This window comes from Castellaniella sp., from assembly GCF_034675905.1.
GTDB lineage: Bacteria > Pseudomonadota > Gammaproteobacteria > Burkholderiales > Burkholderiaceae_B > Castellaniella.
Window position 1 is genome coordinate 226,037 of record NZ_JAUCCV010000010.1, and the last position, 16,438, is coordinate 242,474.

Annotated in this window: 15 protein-coding genes; 6 read left to right on the forward strand and 9 right to left on the reverse strand. The window is 63.3% G+C overall.

Going from position 1 to position 16,438, the window contains the following annotated elements:
* Positions 1 to 68 precede the first annotated feature (68 nt).
* The 3 genes from VDP79_RS11185 to VDP79_RS11195 are packed head-to-tail and all read left to right on the forward strand — an operon-like array spanning position 69 to position 3,662.
* A complete protein-coding gene (locus tag VDP79_RS11185) occupies positions 69 to 635 on the forward strand; it encodes a DUF4390 domain-containing protein (protein WP_323018278.1) in 567 nt (188 codons plus the stop codon).
* Positions 635 to 2,953, forward strand: a complete 2,319-nt coding sequence (locus tag VDP79_RS11190; RefSeq protein WP_323018940.1) for a sensor histidine kinase — start codon at positions 635 to 637, stop codon at positions 2,951 to 2,953. The genes VDP79_RS11185 and VDP79_RS11190 overlap by 1 nt, the downstream gene beginning before the upstream one ends.
* Before the next feature lie 10 nt (positions 2,954 to 2,963).
* On the forward strand, positions 2,964 to 3,662 hold the full coding sequence (locus VDP79_RS11195; RefSeq protein ID WP_323018279.1) for a response regulator: 699 nt from the start codon (positions 2,964 to 2,966) through the stop codon (positions 3,660 to 3,662).
* A gap of 68 nt (positions 3,663 to 3,730) precedes the next feature.
* Here the strand turns inward: VDP79_RS11195 and fmt are convergent, their stop codons facing one another.
* Positions 3,731 to 4,690, reverse strand: coding sequence for a methionyl-tRNA formyltransferase (gene fmt, locus VDP79_RS11200; protein WP_323018280.1), 960 nt, complete (start codon positions 4,688 to 4,690; stop codon positions 3,731 to 3,733).
* A 3-nt stretch (positions 4,691 to 4,693) separates the two neighbouring features.
* Positions 4,694 to 5,206 (reverse strand): peptide deformylase, encoded by a 513-nt coding sequence (gene def / locus VDP79_RS11205; protein WP_323018281.1) that lies wholly within the window; start codon positions 5,204 to 5,206, stop codon positions 4,694 to 4,696.
* A gap of 119 nt (positions 5,207 to 5,325) precedes the next feature.
* Here def and dprA point away from each other — a divergent pair, with 119 nt between their 5' ends.
* The 3 genes from dprA to VDP79_RS11220 all read left to right on the forward strand — a co-directional run bounded on the left by dprA (position 5,326) and on the right by VDP79_RS11220 (position 7,944).
* The gene (gene dprA / locus VDP79_RS11210) at positions 5,326 to 6,459 is read left to right on the forward strand and encodes a DNA-processing protein DprA (protein WP_323018282.1); all 1,134 of its coding nucleotides are present in this window, start codon (positions 5,326 to 5,328) and stop codon (positions 6,457 to 6,459) included.
* 104 nt (positions 6,460 to 6,563) lie between these two features.
* The gene (locus VDP79_RS11215; RefSeq protein WP_323018283.1) at positions 6,564 to 7,466 is read left to right on the forward strand and encodes a hydroxymethylglutaryl-CoA lyase; all 903 of its coding nucleotides are present in this window, start codon (positions 6,564 to 6,566) and stop codon (positions 7,464 to 7,466) included.
* A 4-nt stretch (positions 7,467 to 7,470) separates the two neighbouring features.
* Positions 7,471 to 7,944, forward strand: coding sequence for a hypothetical protein (locus tag VDP79_RS11220; RefSeq protein WP_323018284.1), 474 nt, complete (start codon positions 7,471 to 7,473; stop codon positions 7,942 to 7,944).
* 3 nt (positions 7,945 to 7,947) lie between these two features.
* Here the strand turns inward: VDP79_RS11220 and VDP79_RS11225 are convergent, their stop codons facing one another.
* The 7 genes from VDP79_RS11225 to VDP79_RS11255 form a co-directional block, all read right to left on the reverse strand.
* A complete protein-coding gene (locus VDP79_RS11225; RefSeq protein ID WP_323018285.1) occupies positions 7,948 to 9,219 on the reverse strand; it encodes a phenylacetate--CoA ligase family protein in 1,272 nt (423 codons plus the stop codon).
* An 18-nt stretch (positions 9,220 to 9,237) separates the two neighbouring features.
* Complete coding sequence (locus VDP79_RS11230; RefSeq protein WP_323018286.1) at positions 9,238 to 10,065, reverse strand: ABC transporter ATP-binding protein; 828 nt, start codon at positions 10,063 to 10,065, stop codon at positions 9,238 to 9,240.
* A 45-nt stretch (positions 10,066 to 10,110) separates the two neighbouring features.
* A complete protein-coding gene (locus VDP79_RS11235) occupies positions 10,111 to 11,403 on the reverse strand; it encodes an ABC transporter substrate-binding protein (RefSeq protein WP_416233126.1) in 1,293 nt (430 codons plus the stop codon).
* A gap of 163 nt (positions 11,404 to 11,566) precedes the next feature.
* The gene (locus VDP79_RS11240; protein ID WP_323018288.1) at positions 11,567 to 12,628 is read right to left on the reverse strand and encodes a branched-chain amino acid ABC transporter permease; all 1,062 of its coding nucleotides are present in this window, start codon (positions 12,626 to 12,628) and stop codon (positions 11,567 to 11,569) included.
* A 32-nt stretch (positions 12,629 to 12,660) separates the two neighbouring features.
* Entirely contained in the window at positions 12,661 to 13,590 is a 930-nt protein-coding gene (locus tag VDP79_RS11245; protein ID WP_323018289.1) for a branched-chain amino acid ABC transporter permease, read from the reverse strand.
* Positions 13,591 to 13,599: 9 nt separating this feature from the next.
* The gene (locus VDP79_RS11250; RefSeq protein WP_323018290.1) at positions 13,600 to 14,433 is read right to left on the reverse strand and encodes an ABC transporter ATP-binding protein; all 834 of its coding nucleotides are present in this window, start codon (positions 14,431 to 14,433) and stop codon (positions 13,600 to 13,602) included.
* Positions 14,434 to 16,395 carry an AMP-dependent synthetase/ligase gene (locus VDP79_RS11255; protein ID WP_323018291.1) on the reverse strand — a complete coding sequence of 654 codons (1,962 nt, stop codon included), beginning with the start codon at positions 16,393 to 16,395 and terminating at the stop codon, positions 14,434 to 14,436.
* Between the last annotated feature and the right edge of the window lie 43 nt (positions 16,396 to 16,438).

The window sequence follows — 16,438 nt, forward strand, 5'->3', positions numbered from 1 at the left end:
GCCGCTTGCGCTCAAACGCAGCGTCATCAACAATACCGCCATTGTCTGCTTCGTCGCCCGGCTCGTGCATGCTTCGTTTTCTGATCACCCTGAGCTTCTGCCTGCTGAATTTTCTGCCAGCCGCGCATGGCCGTGAAGGTCAGGTCATCCGTATCGATCCCCTGGTGCAGCAGGGCCAGTTGCTGATCGACGCCGATGTCAATTTCACGCTGGACGGCGACCTGCGCGACGCCGCACAAAAGGGCGTACCCCTGTATTTCACTGCGGACCTGGAGATCCATCATCCCCGCTGGTGGTGGTTCGATCAGACGATCATTGCTGCGGAACAGACCTGGCGCATCCAATTCAACGCCTTGACCCGGCAGTGGCGCGTCTCCCTGGACACGCTGTCCCTGCCCGCCACCACCCTGGACGAAGCCCTCGATCTGGTGCGCCACATCCGAGGCTGGCAGGTAGGTTCCGCCGACCAGTTCCGGCCCGATACCGATTACGAAGGACAGTTGCGACTGCGGCTGGACACCTCACGGCTGGCCCGGCCGTTTCAGGTTGATGCCCTCAACAGCAACGCCTGGTCACTGACCACCCCATGGAAAAAATTCACCTTTTCTCTTTCCGACGGCACGCCCCGAAACTGATCCGCTGGGCGTTGCGCATCACCTTGCTGGTGGCCGCCGTCAGCGCCATGGCCCTCTTGGGCCTGCTGGTCTGGTCCACAGGCAACGCCTCGCGCTATGCGCAGCAGTACGACCTGCTGTTGCTGCTCAACGGCGTGCTGGCTGTGGCCCTGATGTCCTGGGTCGCCATGCTGACCATCCGGCTGATCCGCCAGATCCGGCGGCGCCAGTTCGGCGCCCGGATGACGGCGCGCTTCACACTGTATTTCACCCTGATCGGCATTCTGCCCGGCGTCGTCATTTACGTGCTGTCGGTGCAATTCATGTCGCGCTCGATCGAATCCTGGTTCAACGTGCGCGTGGACAGCGCCCTGGAGGCCGGCCTGAACCTGGGCCGCGCCGCCCTGGATGCCCAGCTGACCGAACTGACCGGCCGCGCCCATACCATGGCGCTGCGCTTGAACACCGCCAGCGACGCCGAAACCGCGCTACTGATCACCTCGCTGCGGGAAAGCAGCAACATCGACGAAGCCATGGTGTTCACCGGCACTGGCCGGCTGGTGGCCTTTTCCTCCTCCGCGTTCGGCCAATTGCTGCCCGATCTGCCGCCCAACAGCGTGATGAACCAATTGCGGGTATCGCAGGGCTATGCAGCCGCCGAAGCCGACGTGACATCCGGCAGCGGTCCCACCAGTACGGGGCTGCACCTGCGCGTCGTGATCCCGCTGGGATCTTCCGCCGACCGCCTGGGTTCACCGATGGGCCTGGGCAGCGATACCCGCTGGCTGCAGCTCATCCAGGCGGTACCCGAACGCATCGCCCACAACGCCAGCCAGGTGCAGCAAGGGTTCCGCGACTACCAGGAATTGGCCCTGTCGCGGCTGGGCCTGCGCAAGCTGTACGGCATCACCCTGACCCTGGCGTTGATCCTGGCGGTATTCGCCGCCGTCGTCGTCGCCCTGGCGGTGTCGCGCCGGCTGGTGCGGCCCTTGCTGACGCTGGCCTCGGGCACCCAGGCTGTGGGCGTGGGCGATTACCGCCCCCTGCCAGAGCCCCCGGCCCGCGAAGAGGTTGGCCAGTTGACCCGGTCATTCAACGCCATGACACGTCAACTGGAGGAGGCCCGGCGCATGGTGGACCGCCACCGACGTCAGCTGGAACAAAGCAATCTGTACCTGGAATCGGTGCTGAGCAACCTGTCATCCGGGGTGCTGGTCTTCGACCATGCGTTCCGCCTGAGTCTGTTCAATCAGGGGGCGCAAAGCATCCTGCATCTGGATCTGCGCACCTGTCAGGGACGGCCCCTGGAAACCGTAGAGGGCGCCCTGCCCCTGTCCCAGCTGATCCGTCAGGCTTTTGCCGCCCACAGCGCAGTTGAATCGACACGCCCTTACTGGCAGCAGCAATTTGAAATCGAATTGCAGCAGGCGCCGGACAATGAACGCAAAAAACACGTCATTACACTATTGGCGCGCGGCACCAGCCTGATCATGGATGGCCGCGAAGACGGTTACCTGGTCGTGTTCGACGACATCAGCGAGGTCATTTCGGCCAGCCGCACGGTCGCCTGGGGCGAAGTCGCCCGCCGCCTGGCGCATGAAATCAAGAACCCGCTGACGCCCATCCAGCTATCCGCCGAACGCCTGGCCATGAAACTGGCCGACCGCCTGAATCCCGACGACGCAGCCATGTTGCAGCGGTCCACCCAGACCATCGTCAACCAGGTCACCTCACTCAAGCACATGGTGGACGACTTCCGCGAATACGCCCGCACGCCGCCGCCCCAGATGCAGGAGATCGACCTGAACGCGCTGCTGAGCGATGTCCTGGCGCTATACGGCTGGGACTCGGCGGAACCCGGCGCCGCCCGATCCGGCGTGCGCATCGACGTCCGCCTGGCCGACGACCTTCCGCCGATCCAGGGCGATCCGGCGCAACTGCGTCAGGTGATCCACAACCTGCTGGCCAACGCCCGCGATGCCGCCAGCGCCCACGCAGCCCCCGGCACGGCGGAAATCCGCATCCAGACACGGCTGATCGCTCCCGAAGACGCGACAGGCCATACCAGCATCCGCCTGACGGTGTCGGACAACGGCCCCGGTTTCGCGCCGGAAGTGCTGCACCGGGTCTTTGAACCCTATGTGACCACCAAAGCCGCCGGCACCGGCCTGGGGCTGGCCATCGTCAAGAAAATCGTCGAGGAACACGGCGCCCAGGTGGATATCTCCAACCGATCCGAAGGCGGCGCCCGGCTCTCGATCCTGTTCTCGCTGCAAGCGTCCCGCCCCGTCCGGCTGGACGCCGAAGGTCAGGCACAGGATAATACGCACAACACATAGGTGAGGTGATATGGCCAGAATTCTGGTGGTCGACGACGAAATCGGCATTCGTGAACTGCTGTCCGAAATTCTCTACGATGAAGGCCATACGGTCGCTCTCGCAGAAAATGCTGCTCAGGCCCGCGACTACCGTCTGCGCCAAAGACCGGATCTGGTCCTGCTGGACATCTGGATGCCCGACATCGATGGGGTCAGTCTGCTTAAAGAATGGTCCAGCCAAGGGTTGCTGAACATGCCCGTCATCATGATGAGCGGTCACGCCACGGTGGACACCGCCGTCGAGGCCACCCGCATCGGCGCCGTCGACTTCCTGGAAAAACCTATCACCCTGCAAAAGCTGCTGAAGACCGTGGCGGCCGGTCTGGCCCACCCGGTGATCCCCGCTTCCATGCGCAGCCGCACGGAACGGCCGGTCATGCCGGACCCCGTCTTTACCCAGCAGCCCACGCTGCACAGCAGCGCTGCGCCCTCGCCGGTAGCGCCCGCCCCCGCACCGGACGACTCCCATCTGGGCGCCATTTCCCTGAATCAACCGCTGCGCGAAGCGCGTGATGAATTCGAGCGCATTTATTTCGAATATCACTTGCTGCACGAAAATCACAGCATGACGCGGGTATCAGAGCGCACCGGTTTGGAACGCACCCACCTGTACCGCAAACTGAAACAGCTGGGCATCGATACATCGCGCAAAAAATCGTCGGGCGGCTGAACGCCGATGCGATAGACGGCGCATCGGACCCGTCAGGCATACGCCGTCACGGGGTCCGGCTCGCCAGCCTACTCAGCCCGGTATGACTGCAGGAAAACGTCTACCGGCTGACGCCGGCCACCGGGCTTTTGCAGCGCGGTGATACGTAACACACCGTCTGCCGTTGCCACGTCGATACCCTCCCGGCTTGTCTGCACGAGAGTCCCCGGCACGGGCGCTGCGCCTGCCAGTCGATGATCCGCAGGCAGCGCCTGAGCCGCCCATACCTTGACCGGCTGATCGATCCCAGGCAAGACCATCGTGGTCCCTGGAAAGGGATCAAAGGCACGGATACGCTGGGCCAGCGCGACAGCCGGCAAGGCAAAATCCAGGGCAGATTCGGATTTCTGCAGCTTGTCCGCATAGGTGACGCCATCTAGCGACTGCGGCACTGGCGCCGGCGGCGTCCCTGCATCCAGATCGCCCAATACCGACACGATGGCCCGCGCCCCGTCGGCAGCCAAGGCGTCATGCAGGCTGGCCCCGGTATCACCCGACTGAATGGGCCGTTCCACCCGCAACAGCATGGCGCCGGTATCCAGACCGGCATCCATCTGCATGATGGTGATGCCGCTGGCCGCATCGCCCGCCTGGATGGCGCGCTGAATAGGGGCAGCCCCCCGCCAGCGCGGCAGCAGGCTGGCATGGATATTCAGACAGCCATGGCGTGGCAGGTCCAGCACCCACTGCGGCAGGATCAGACCATAGGCCGCCACCACCATCACATCCGGCGCCCAGGCCTGCAAGGCTGCCTGAGCGGCGCGTGCCTCATCGGGAAACTTGCCGTCCAGGCGCAGGCTGCGCGGCTGCAGGACGGGGATGCCGGCATCCAGCGCCGCCTGCTTGACGGGACTGGGTTGCAATTTCATGCCCCGCCCCGAGGGGCGGTCCGGCTGTGTCAGCGTTCCAACGACCTCATGACCGGCCTCTAGAATGGCCAACAGCGCCTGCCGGGCGAATTCCGGGGTGCCTGCAAATACCAGCCGCATGCATCAGCCCTCCGCAGCTTCGCGCTGCTGTTTGCGCAGGCGGGTGCGGATGCGATTCTGTTTCAAGACGGACAGATATTCGACGAAGACCTTGCCCAGCAGGTGGTCCAGCTCGTGCTGAACGCAGACAGCCAGCAGGCCGTCTGCGTCGAATTCATAGGTTTCGCCCTGCTCGTTGAGTGCGCGCACATGGATGCGGGCCGAACGCTCGACTTCGTCGTAGACCCCGGGCACCGACAGGCAGCCTTCCTCGTAGATTTGAAGTTCGTCGCTTTTCCAGGTGATCTCGGGGTTGATCAGCACATGCAGCTCATTGCCGTCCTCGGATACGTCGATGACGACCACCCGTTCGTGGACATCCACTTGAGTCGCCGCCAGGCCCACGCCCGGCGCGGCATACATGGTTTCCGCCATGTCGCGCACCAATTGGCGGATACGGTCATCCACTTGCTGCACCGGCGCGGCGACTTTATGCAGCCGTGGATCCGGATATTTGAGAATGGGAAGCAAAGCCATGACGATTGCCTGATTCAATAATGCCTAAAGCTCTATCATAAAACATGTTTTACGATCTCTCCGGGATCAGAACGTCACACGGGATGTCTGCGGCATCCGATCCATGGCACACTGCCGCCATGCCACTGACCATTGCCGACAATGAATTGCGGGCCTGGATCCGCCTGAGCCTGGAACCCGAGCTGGGGGCGGCGCGCATCCGCCTGCTGCTGTCGGTGTTCGGCATGCCGCAGGACATCTGCGCAGCCTCGACCGGCAGCCTGGCGCAATATCTGGACCCCGGCCTGGCTGCCCGGCTGCGCCAGGCGCCCGACGAATCCCTGCAATCCGCCATCGATGCCAGCCTGCACTGGCTGGCTGAACCCGACCGTCATCTGCTGACGCTGGCCGATCCGCAATATCCCCAAGCGCTGTACGAACTGAGCGATCCGCCGCCCGTCCTGTATGCGCATGGACGCCTGGATATCCTGCACCGGCCCATGATCGCCATCGTCGGCGCCCGCAGCGCCACTCCCGAAGGCGCCCGCAACGCGCATGATTTCGCCCGGCATCTGGCTCAACAAGGTTGGTGCGTCGTCAGCGGGCTGGCCAGCGGTATCGACGGCGCCGCCCATGCGGGCGCACTGGATGCGGGCCCGGCGGGCGGCGGCACCCTGGCCGTGCTGGGGACCGGCATTGACCGAGTCTATCCTCCCGCCCACCGCGCCCTGGCCCACCGCATCGCCGAAAACGGTCTGATGCTGTCGGAATTTCCGCTGGGCGCTCAGGGCCTGCCCTTTCATTTCCCGCAGCGCAACCGCCTGGTGGCGGCGCTGGGCCGCGGCGTGCTGGTGGTCGAAGCCGCCGCCCGCAGCGGCTCGCTGATCACGGCACGGCTGGCCGGCGAGATGGGGCGCGAGGTCTTTGCCATCCCCGGATCCATCCACTCCCCCTTGTCACGCGGCTGTCACGTACTGATCCGCCAGGGCGCCAAGCTCGTTGAGTGCGGCCAGGACATCATCGAAGAACTACGGCAGGGATCCCTGCCCGGCCTGCCTGCCGCTCAGCCCGCGACCGCCCCCGCCCATCAGACACCGGACCCCGATGCCGCGCACCTGCTGCACGCGCTGGGCTACGAACCGACAGACATCGATGCCCTGCAGGGGCGTACCGGCTGGCCCATCGACCGGCTGACAGGCCAGCTGACCTTGCTGGAAATCAGCGGCAGTCTGGAACGGCAGGCTGACGGGCGCTATCGGCGGCTGCCTGGATGACCGCAGGCCGGCGCCCGCGCTATCATCGATAGCATGCCGCTACGCTACACGCCCCGCCTGGCGCTGAACCCGGCGCTCATCTGAACAGGATCCCAGGATTTCCCATGAACGAACACGTCAAGATCGTCGAGGTCGGCCCGCGCGACGGCCTGCAGAACGAGCAGCAATTCGTCGACTCGGCCATCAAGATCGCACTGGTCGACCGCCTGGCCGCCGCCGGCTTTCCCAATGTCGAGGCGGTCTCTTTCGTCTCGCCCAAATGGGTGCCGCAGATGGCGGACGGCGCGCAGGTCATGGCGGGGATCACGCGGCAGCCTGGCGCGATCTATTCAGCCCTGGTTCCCAACATGCGCGGCCTGGAAGGCGCCTTGTCCGCCCACATAGACGAGGTCGTGATCTTCGGAGCAGCCAGCGAGGCCTTCTCCCAGCGCAATATCAATTGCTCCATCGCTGAATCCATCGCCCGCTTCGAGCCGGTTGCGGCCGCTGCCAAGCAGGCCGGGTTGCGGCTGCGCGGCAGCATCAGCTGCGCCCTGGGCTGTCCTTATCAGGGCGAAACCCCTGTCGCCGCCGTCGTGGACGTGGCGGAACGATTCCTGCAACTGGGTTGCGACGAAATTGACGTCGCCGACACCATCGGCGTCGGCACCGCCGCCCAGGTCGCCCACGTCATGCGCGCCGTGGGCCAGATCACCGACCTGAGCACCCGGGTATCCGGACATTTCCACGACACCTACGGCCAGGCGCTGGCCAATATCCTGTCGGCCCTGGAATGCGGGGTGCGCATCTTTCACAGTTCCGTGGCGGGTCTGGGGGGCTGCCCCTACGCCAAGGGCGCGACCGGCAACGTCGCTACTGAAGACGTGTTGTACCTGCTGCAGGGCCAGGGGCTGCATACCGGAGTGGACCTGGAGGCCGTCGTGGATATCGGCCAATGGATTTCCGGCCAGCTTGGCCGCCCTACAGCCAGTCGCGCCGGTCGCGCCCTGGCATTGAAAAAGGCTTGACCCGATGTCCCCTTTTGACCGTCCCACCCCCGAAGAACACGCCGCTTTACTGGCCCAAATCGCCCCCCTGCCCCTGAGCGGACGCGCCTGGCCACGCTGGATCGGCGTGATCGCCTGGCTGCTGATGGCCCTGATCGCGGTACGCCTGTTCACGGTGCTATGGCTCTCTCCCGAAACCGCCCTGCCGATGCCGGTCATCGCCAGTCTGGTGGTGTGTTTCGGCGCGCTGCTATGGATGAGCTGGCATATGTGGACCTCGGTGACGGAAATCTCCGACTGGGGCATCCGCCAGTCATGGATTTCACGCCGCGAGGTTTCGTGGGCGGAAATCCAATCCACCAAATTCATTCCGCTGTTCGCATCGAAAAAACTGGTGTGCTTCGTGCAAAAAGGCCGGCCGATTTTCTTTCAGGCAGGCAGCCGCGAACTGCAGACCGCTTTTGCGCGCATCAGCCTGGTGTATCGCAAAAAAACCTGAGTATCAGTCGTAGCGGCGGATATCCTCGATCACCTTGCCGTCATTGGGCAGGCTGCCTGCCGGCACTACATCCACGACCGCCCGCAGCTTGGTCTGATCCCGCACGGTATCGGCCACGCGGGCCAGATCCAGGCCATCGCCTGATTCGATCCTGAGCGTCATGATGTCGTGCCCCATCTCGCCAGACACGACCAGCCGCGCCCGATTGATCTGCGGATGCCGATCCAGCACCCGGGCGATCTGCTCGGGATGCACGAACATGCCGCGCACCTTGGTCGTCTGGTCGGCGCGCCCCATCCACCCCCGGATGCGGCCGTTGGTCCGACCGCAGGGAGAGACGCCCGGCATCAGCGCCGACAGATCCCCGGTACCGAAACGCACCAAGGGATAGTCGGGGTTGAACGTCGTCACCACGATCTCGCCGACCTCGCCATCCGGCACGGCCTGGCTGGTGCCCGGCCGCACGATTTCCACGATCAGGTCTTCATTCAGGACCAAGCCGTCACGCGCTTCGGTTTCAAACGCAATCATGCCCAGATCCGCACTGCCATAGGCTTGGAAGCCTTGGATGCCTCTGGCCTGGAACCAGGCCTGCAGCGACGGCGGATAGGCCTCGCCGGAAAACAGGGCGCGGTGCAACATGGGCAGCGCCACGCCCATCTCGTCGGCCTTTTCCAGGATGATGCGCAAAAAACTGGGCGTGCCGGTATACGCCTGGGGCGCCAGATCCGCCATCGCCCGCACCTGCTGTTCCGTCTGCCCTACCCCGCCCGGAAAAACGGTGCACCCCAGCGCATGTGCGGCCGTTTCCATCATCGAACCCGCCGGCGTGAAATGATAGGAAAAGCAGTTATGCACCAAATCCCCGGGGCGCACACCCGCCGCATGCAGCGCGCGGGCAAAGCCCCAGTAATCGGGCCGGGCGCTCTCGGGTTCGTAGATGGGGCCGGGCGAGGCGAACACGCGCCGCGCGGCGCCCCAACCGATGGTAGATACCCCGCCAAAGACCCGAAGCCTTTCAGCCTCATCCTGCGCCGCTGGCCGGGTGATGCGGGCGGCATGCTGGATCTGCAGCAGCTCGCCTTTGCGCAGCACCGGAATCTGCGACAGGGTCTCGCGTGAAGTCAATCCGGCCAGGTCTACCCCCTGCAACTGCTGCGCGATCGCCGGCGCACGCGCCCGGGCTGCCGCCAGCACGGCAGGCAGCCTGGTCAGCAGCGCCTGCTCTCGCGCATCGGCGGACGCCGTCTCACGCGCATCGAAATAAGCCTGCATGGTGCTACCCCCTGTGAATCAGGCCAGCCAGCGCTTGCGCCGGCGATAAAACTTGGTATCGCGAAAACTGGTGCGGCCGGACCCCGACACGCCCAGATAGAATTCCTTGACGTCTTCGTTTTCAGCCAATGACCGGGCGGCCCCATCCATCATGACGCGCCCGTTTTCCAGGATGTAGCCATAATCGGCGTAACGCAGCGCCACATTGGTGTTCTGCTCCGCCAGCAGAAAACTGACGCCTTCGCGCTGGTTCAGATCCCGCACGATCTCGAAGATTTCCTCGACGATCTGCGGCGCCAGCCCCATCGATGGTTCATCCAGCAGGATCATGCGTGGATCGGCCATCAAGGCCCGGCCGATGGCCGCCATTTGCTGTTCACCGCCCGAGGTATAGCCCGCCTGACTTTTGCGGCGCTGCTTCAGGCGCGGAAAATACTGGTAGACCAGGTCCAAGGCCGCCGTCAGGTCGCCGCGCCCCAGACGCCGGGTATAGGCGCCGGTCAGCAGGTTTTCCTCGATGCTCAGGTGGGCGAAACAGTGCCGGCCTTCCATCACCTGGATCACGCCGCGCTGCACCAGGTCGGCAGGCGACAGCGATTCAATGCGTTCGCCGCGATAATCAATGCTGCCTTTGGTGACTTCGCCGCGTTCGCCCCGCAACAGATTTGAAATCGCCCGCAGCGTCGTGGTCTTGCCCGCGCCATTGGCTCCCAGCAGAGCCACGATGCGGCCTTCGTGCACGCAGAGCGAGACGCCCTTGAGCACCAGGATCACGTGGTTGTAGATGACCTCGATACCATTGACGTTCAACAAGACAGCGGGTTCAGAGGCCTGTGCGCTTTCCATGAATGTTCTCCTGGGGGTCAGGCATGCGCCTGACCCCGGCACGGCTTACTCGGCTGCACAATCCCGCACGGGCAGTTTCTTTTCCGTGGCGTATTTTTCACCCAGGGACTGCACCAGCGGCGTGATGTATTTCGGGTTCGACTGATACCAGTCGGACACCACCTTGAACGCCTTGCCATCCCACTGGATGATGCGCGCCCAGTCCGTACCCAAGTGGTTTTCGCACGTGGTCTTGACCGGACGCATCAGCTTGGCAAAGCCCAGTTTTTCCAAGTCGGCCTGATCCAGATCCAGGTTTTCATAGCCCCAGCGCACCTGTTCCGGCGTCATGGCCTTGCCCTTGCCGAATTTTTCCTGGGCGGTGCGAATGGCCTCGACCTGCAGCATGGAGATCATCATGCCGCGCGTATACGCAAGAGAACCGAAGGTCTTGCCGTCCGTATCGGAGCCCTGGCCTTTGTCATAGACATATTTCTTGACGTCATCATGCACCCGGCCATGCTCGGCGCTGTTCTGGATGGTAATGCCGTGATAGCCCTTGGCCGTATCGCCCAAATCGGCCACGTCGGTTTCCGAGCTGGCCCACCAGATGCCATACATCTTGTCGCGCGGATAGCCCACAGCCTGCGCCTCGCGGATCGCGGTGGGCGTCATGATGCCCGCGCTTTGCATCAGGACGAAATCAGGGCGATTTTTGCGAATCTGCAGCCAGGTCGATTTTTGTTCCACCCCGGGAGCGGCCACAGGGTACAACTGCAATTCGAAACCGTTGGCCTTGGCGCGGGCTTCCAGTACCGGGATGGGTTCCTTGCCAAAGGGCGAGTCATGGTAGACCAGGGCGATCTTCTTGCCTTTGAGCTTATCCTCGCCGCCCAGGTTCTTGGCAATGTCCTGGATCATGACATCGTAGGCGGTCCAGTAAGTGCCCAGCAGCGGGAAATTCCATTTGAACACCCGCCCGTCCGCCGATTGCGACAGGCCGTAACCGACCGTCACGACGGGGCGCCCATCGACCATGGCCTTGTCCGTCACGGCAAAGGTGATGCCGGTGGACTGCGTGTCATACCCGGTCGCGCCGCCGAATTTATCCTTCAGGCGTTCGTAGCATTCGACCCCCTTGTCCGTGGAATAGGCGGTTTCGCATTCCTCGTAGACGATCTTGACGCCGTTGACCCCGCCGTCGCGTTCGTTGATCATCTTCAGATAATCCAGCTTGCCGTTGGCCCAGGGAATCCCCAGCGGCGCGAACGACCCTGTGCGATACACCAGCAAAGGAATGAAATTTTCTTCGGCAGCCTGGGCGGTGCTGAATACGCCCGCCAGCCCGGCGGCAGCCATCACGACAGTCGCCGTCGTCTTGGTCAATATATGCTTCATCTGTAGCTCCTCCTGGTGCTGAAGGCACCTTTGAATGAGGCGCATCCAAGCGGATGTCGCCGGAATATCGCCACCGGGACCGGGGTCTGAGGCGCGCGGATCCCACGCGCCGCAAATGCCCTGCCTAGTGGGGAAATGGCCAGATCCTCAGTTTCTCCTTGGCAATGCTCCACAGCCTGGCCAGGCCGTGCGGTTCTACGATCAGAAAAAACACGATTAAAAAGCCGAACACCATGTGTTCGATGTGCGCGGCGACGTCCACCGGGATGGACAGCCCCAAGGCATGCGGCACATTGGTCAACAGCACGGGGACCAGCACCATGAAGGCGGCCCCGAAGAAACTGCCGATCACCGACCCCAGGCCGCCGATGATGATGATGAACAGCAGCTGCAAGGAACGGTTCAGGTCAAAGGCCAGGGGTTCCCAGGAGCCCAGGTGCACATAGGCCCACAGGGCGCCAGCCACGCCGATGATGAAGGAACTGACGGCAAAAGCAGTCAGCTTGGCGTAGACCGGACGGATGCCGATGACGGCGGCGGCCACGTCCATGTCGCGGATGGCCATCCACTGCCGGCCGATCGCCCCACGCACCAGATTTTTGGTCAGCAAGCCGATCACCACAACGAAACACAGCACAAACAGATATTTCTGGATGGGCGTGACCACCGGAAAACCGAAGAAATCCAGCGCCGGGACGGACACATTGCCGGACGTCGAGTAATTGGTGAAATACGGGATGCGCAAAAAGGCCCAATCCATGAAGAACTGCGCCGCCAGGGTCGTGACGGCCAGGTACAGGCCGCGGATGCGCAGGCTGGGCACGCCGAACAGCACGCCCGCCAGGGTGGCGAAAACCCCGCCCAGCAGAATCTGCACCACCAGCGGCAAGTCCAGGCGCACGCCGAAATTCCAGGCGGCATACGCGCCCACGGCCATGAAGGCCCCCGAACCGATGGAAATCTGCCCGCAATAGCCCACCAGCACATTCAGGCCGATGGCCGCCAACGACAGGATCAGAAACGGAATCAGAATGGCCTGCAGCCAGTATTCCGACGCCATGGCCGGCACGCCCACGAAGGCCGCGATCAACAGAATGCCGATGAACCAGCGGTCCTGGCGGATCGGAAAGATCTGCTGATCCGCACGGTACGTGCTTTTGAACTGGCCGTTTTCACGATAAAACATGGATGCGGACTCCCCCGTGACGTCTGAGCCGGTCAGACGCGGTCAATGATTTTTTCGCCGAACAGCCCCTGCGGCCGAAACAGCAGGAACACCAAGGCCAGCATGTAGGCAAACCAGATCTCGATGCCGCCGCCCACAAAGGGCCCCAGATAGACCTCGGACAGCTTTTCACCCACACCGATGATGAGCCCGCCCACAATGGCCCCCGGCACCGACGTCAGCCCGCCCAGGATCACCACGGGCAAGGCGCGCAACGCCGCGGTGGACAGGGTGAACTGCACGCCGAACTTCGATCCCCAGACGATGCCCGTCACCAGGGCCACCAGCCCGGCGACGGTCCAGACCACGACCCAGATGCGGTTCAGGGGAATGCCCACCGACTGGGCGGCCTGGTGGTCGTCGGCCACGGCGCGCAAGGCCCGCCCTATCGTGGTGTATTGGAAAAAGAAGGCCAGCACCGCCACCAGTACGGCGGCCACGACCGCAGCGGTCAGGTCTTCCAGGCTGACCAGTACGCCGCCTTCGAAGAAGGATTCCAGAATGAAGGCCGGATCCTTGGGCATGCCCACATTGATCGAATACACGGAACTGCCGAACAGGATCTGGCCGGCGCCATCCAGGAAATAACTGATGCCGATCGTCGCCATCAGCAGCGTCGTGGCTTCCTGATTGACCAGATGGCGCAGCACCCAGCGTTCCACCAGCACGGCGATCAGCCACATGAACGCGGCGCTGAGCACGAAGGCCAGCAGATTCGACAGCCAGGGATAGCCGCCGCCCAGCCAGCCATCGATCCAACCCGACAGACGGGCCATGGCCAGTGCCGCGATCAGCACCATGGCGCCTTGGGCGAAATTGAATACCCCGGAGGCCTTGAAGATCAGTACGAAACCCAGCGCCACCAAGGCATACAGCATGCCGCTCGTCAGCCCGCCGATCACCGTTTCCAGAAAGAATCCCATGTTGCCGCCTTAATGAGTGGTGCCCAGATAGGCGCGTATGACTTCCGGGTTGTCGCGAACCGCATCGGGCGTGCCATCGCCGATCTTGCGGCCATAGTCCAACACCACCACCCGGTCGGAGATATCCATGACCACGCCCATGTCATGCTCGATCAGCACGATGGTGGTGCCGAATTCATCATTCACATCCAGGATGTAGCGGCTCATGTCCTGCTTTTCCTCGACGTTCATGCCGGCCATGGGCTCGTCCAGCAACAGGATGCGCGGTTCCATCGCCAGCGCCCGGCCCAGATCGACGCGTTTCTGCAGGCCATAGGGCAGCCGCCCCACCGGCGTCTTGCGCCAGGCCTGGATTTCCAGGAAATCGATGATGTTTTCCACAAACGCTCGGTGGGCGAGTTCCTCGCGCTCGGCCGACCCCAGGCGCAGCGCCTGGGCCAGCACGCCGCTCTTCATGCGCAGGTTGCGGCCCGTCATGATGTTGTCCAGCACGCTCATGCCTTTGAACAAGGCCAGATTCTGGAATGTGCGGGCAATGCCCATTTCGGCCGCCCGGCGCGGATTCATGCGGGCGAACTGCTGGTCCTGCAACAGGATGCGGCCTTCCTGGGGGGTGTAGACGCCATTGATGACGTTCAGCATGGAACTTTTCCCCGCCCCGTTGGGGCCGATGATGGCGCGGATTTCATGTTCGCGCACATCAAAGGAAATATCGGTCAGCGCCTTGACACCGCCAAAGGACAGGGAAATATGCTGCAGGTCCAGGATGGCTGACCCTATCCTGCCGGCGCGGCCCGTGTCGGCAGAAACATCGTGCGCCGCCTGGGTGGTCTGGCTGCTCATTCAGGCTACCTTTTTCAGGGGTTCGGGCCGGCTGACGGCGGCTGTTTCGATGCGCAGATCGGCGGCGACCAGGCCGCTGCGCCCGTCTTCGAATTTGACTTCGGTTTCGATATGTTGATGGCTGCGATGATCGAACAAAGCGTCCACCAGCACGGCGTATTTCTGCGCAATGAAGGCACGGCGCACTTTGCGGGTGCGGGTCAGTTCATCATCATCCGGATCCAATTCCTTGTGCAGGATCAGGAAGCGGACCACCTGGGACGCCGTCAGCTTCGGATCCTGCGCCAGATCGCGATTGACCTGCTCGACGCAATCGCGGATCAGGTCGTAGACATCATCCTTGGACGCCAGGTCGGTATAGCCGGCATAGGGCAGGCCCCGGCGTTCCGCCCAGTTGCCCACGGCTTCCAGGTCGATGTTCACAAAGGCGCAGACCTCGTCGCGGTCTGCGCCGAACGCCACGGCTTCCTTGATGAAGGGAAAGAACTTAAGCTTGTTTTCGATGTACTTGGGCGCAAACAGGCTGCCGTCGGACAACTGGCCGACGTCCTTGGCGCGGTCGATGATTTTCAGCTGGCCATCGGCGTCCAGATAACCCGCATCCCCCGTGTGGTACCAGCCATCCGATGTATAGGCTTCAGCGGTAGCCTGCGGGTTCTGGTAGTAGCCGGTGAACATGCCAGGGCTGCGCACCTGGATCTCCCCGGTATCTGCCACGCGGATATCCACGCCGGCGCAAGGCGGCCCGACCGTATCGTCACGTACCTGGCCATCGGCCTGCACACAGACGAAAACGGATGTTTCGGTCGAACCGTACAACTGCTTCAGATTGATGCCGATGGAGCGGTAGAACACGAACAGGTCCGGGCCGATGGCCTCGCCCGCCGTATAGGCCACCCGCACCCGGCTCATGCCCAGGGTATTGCGCAATGGCCCGTAGACCAGGGCGTCGCCCAGCGCGTATTTCAGGCGGTCCCAGGCGCCGACCGAGCGATCGCCATCCAGGATGCGCACGCCGACGCGCTGCGCCAAGCCCATCGCCCGATGAAACAACCAGCGCTTGGGGCGGCCGGCGTCTTCCATGCGGATCATGACGTGGGTCAGCAGGCCTTCCAGCACCCTGGGCGGCGCAAAGTAATAGGTGGGGCCGATGTCGCGCATATCGATGGACACGGTATCGGGCGATTCCGGATGATTCACCGTGAAGCCGGTGGTCAGGAACTGCGTATAGGAAAACATGTTCTGGCCGATCCAGGCGGGCGGCAGATAGGCCAACACGTCTTCGCGGTCGCTCAGGTTTTCGAAGCGTTCGATCACCCGCGCCCGGTCGATCAGGGCCTGGTGGCTGAGCACCACGCCCTTGGGTTTGCCGGTGGTGCCCGAGGTATAGAACATGGCGGCGGTATCGGCAGGAGCAATAGCGGCCATGCGGCTGTCAATTTCCTGCGGTTGCTGGCGGATACGATCATCCCCGCGCGCCAGCAAGGCATCCCAGGACAGCAAGCGGTCATCCTGATAATGGCGCAAGCCGCGCGGATCGTCGTAGACCAGCGCCCGCAACGCGGGGCAGCGGTCAGAGACTTCCAGCATCTTGTCCAGCTGTTCCTGGTCCTCGACCACGACGACGCCGACCTGGGCGTCCTGCAGCACAAAGGCCATTTCCTCGGCCACGGCATCTTGATACAGCGGCACCGGGATGGCGCCCAGACACTGGGCCGCCATCATGGCCATGTACAACCGGGGACGGTTTTCGCCGACGACAGCCACGTGCTCGCCGACGGCGACGCCCAGATCCGCCAGCCCGGCGGCGATGCGGCGGACTTCAGCCGCCACCTGGCGCCAGCTGAGCGTCTGCCAGATGCCCAGATCTTTTTCCCGGATCGCGGGCCGCTGGCCGCGGACCTGCGCATGATGCATCAGCAAGGCGGGAAATGTCACCGCCACGGCGGATTCCTGTACCATGATGTCTCCTTGGCCCGGCCACGCGCCATTGCGCGGGGCTGGT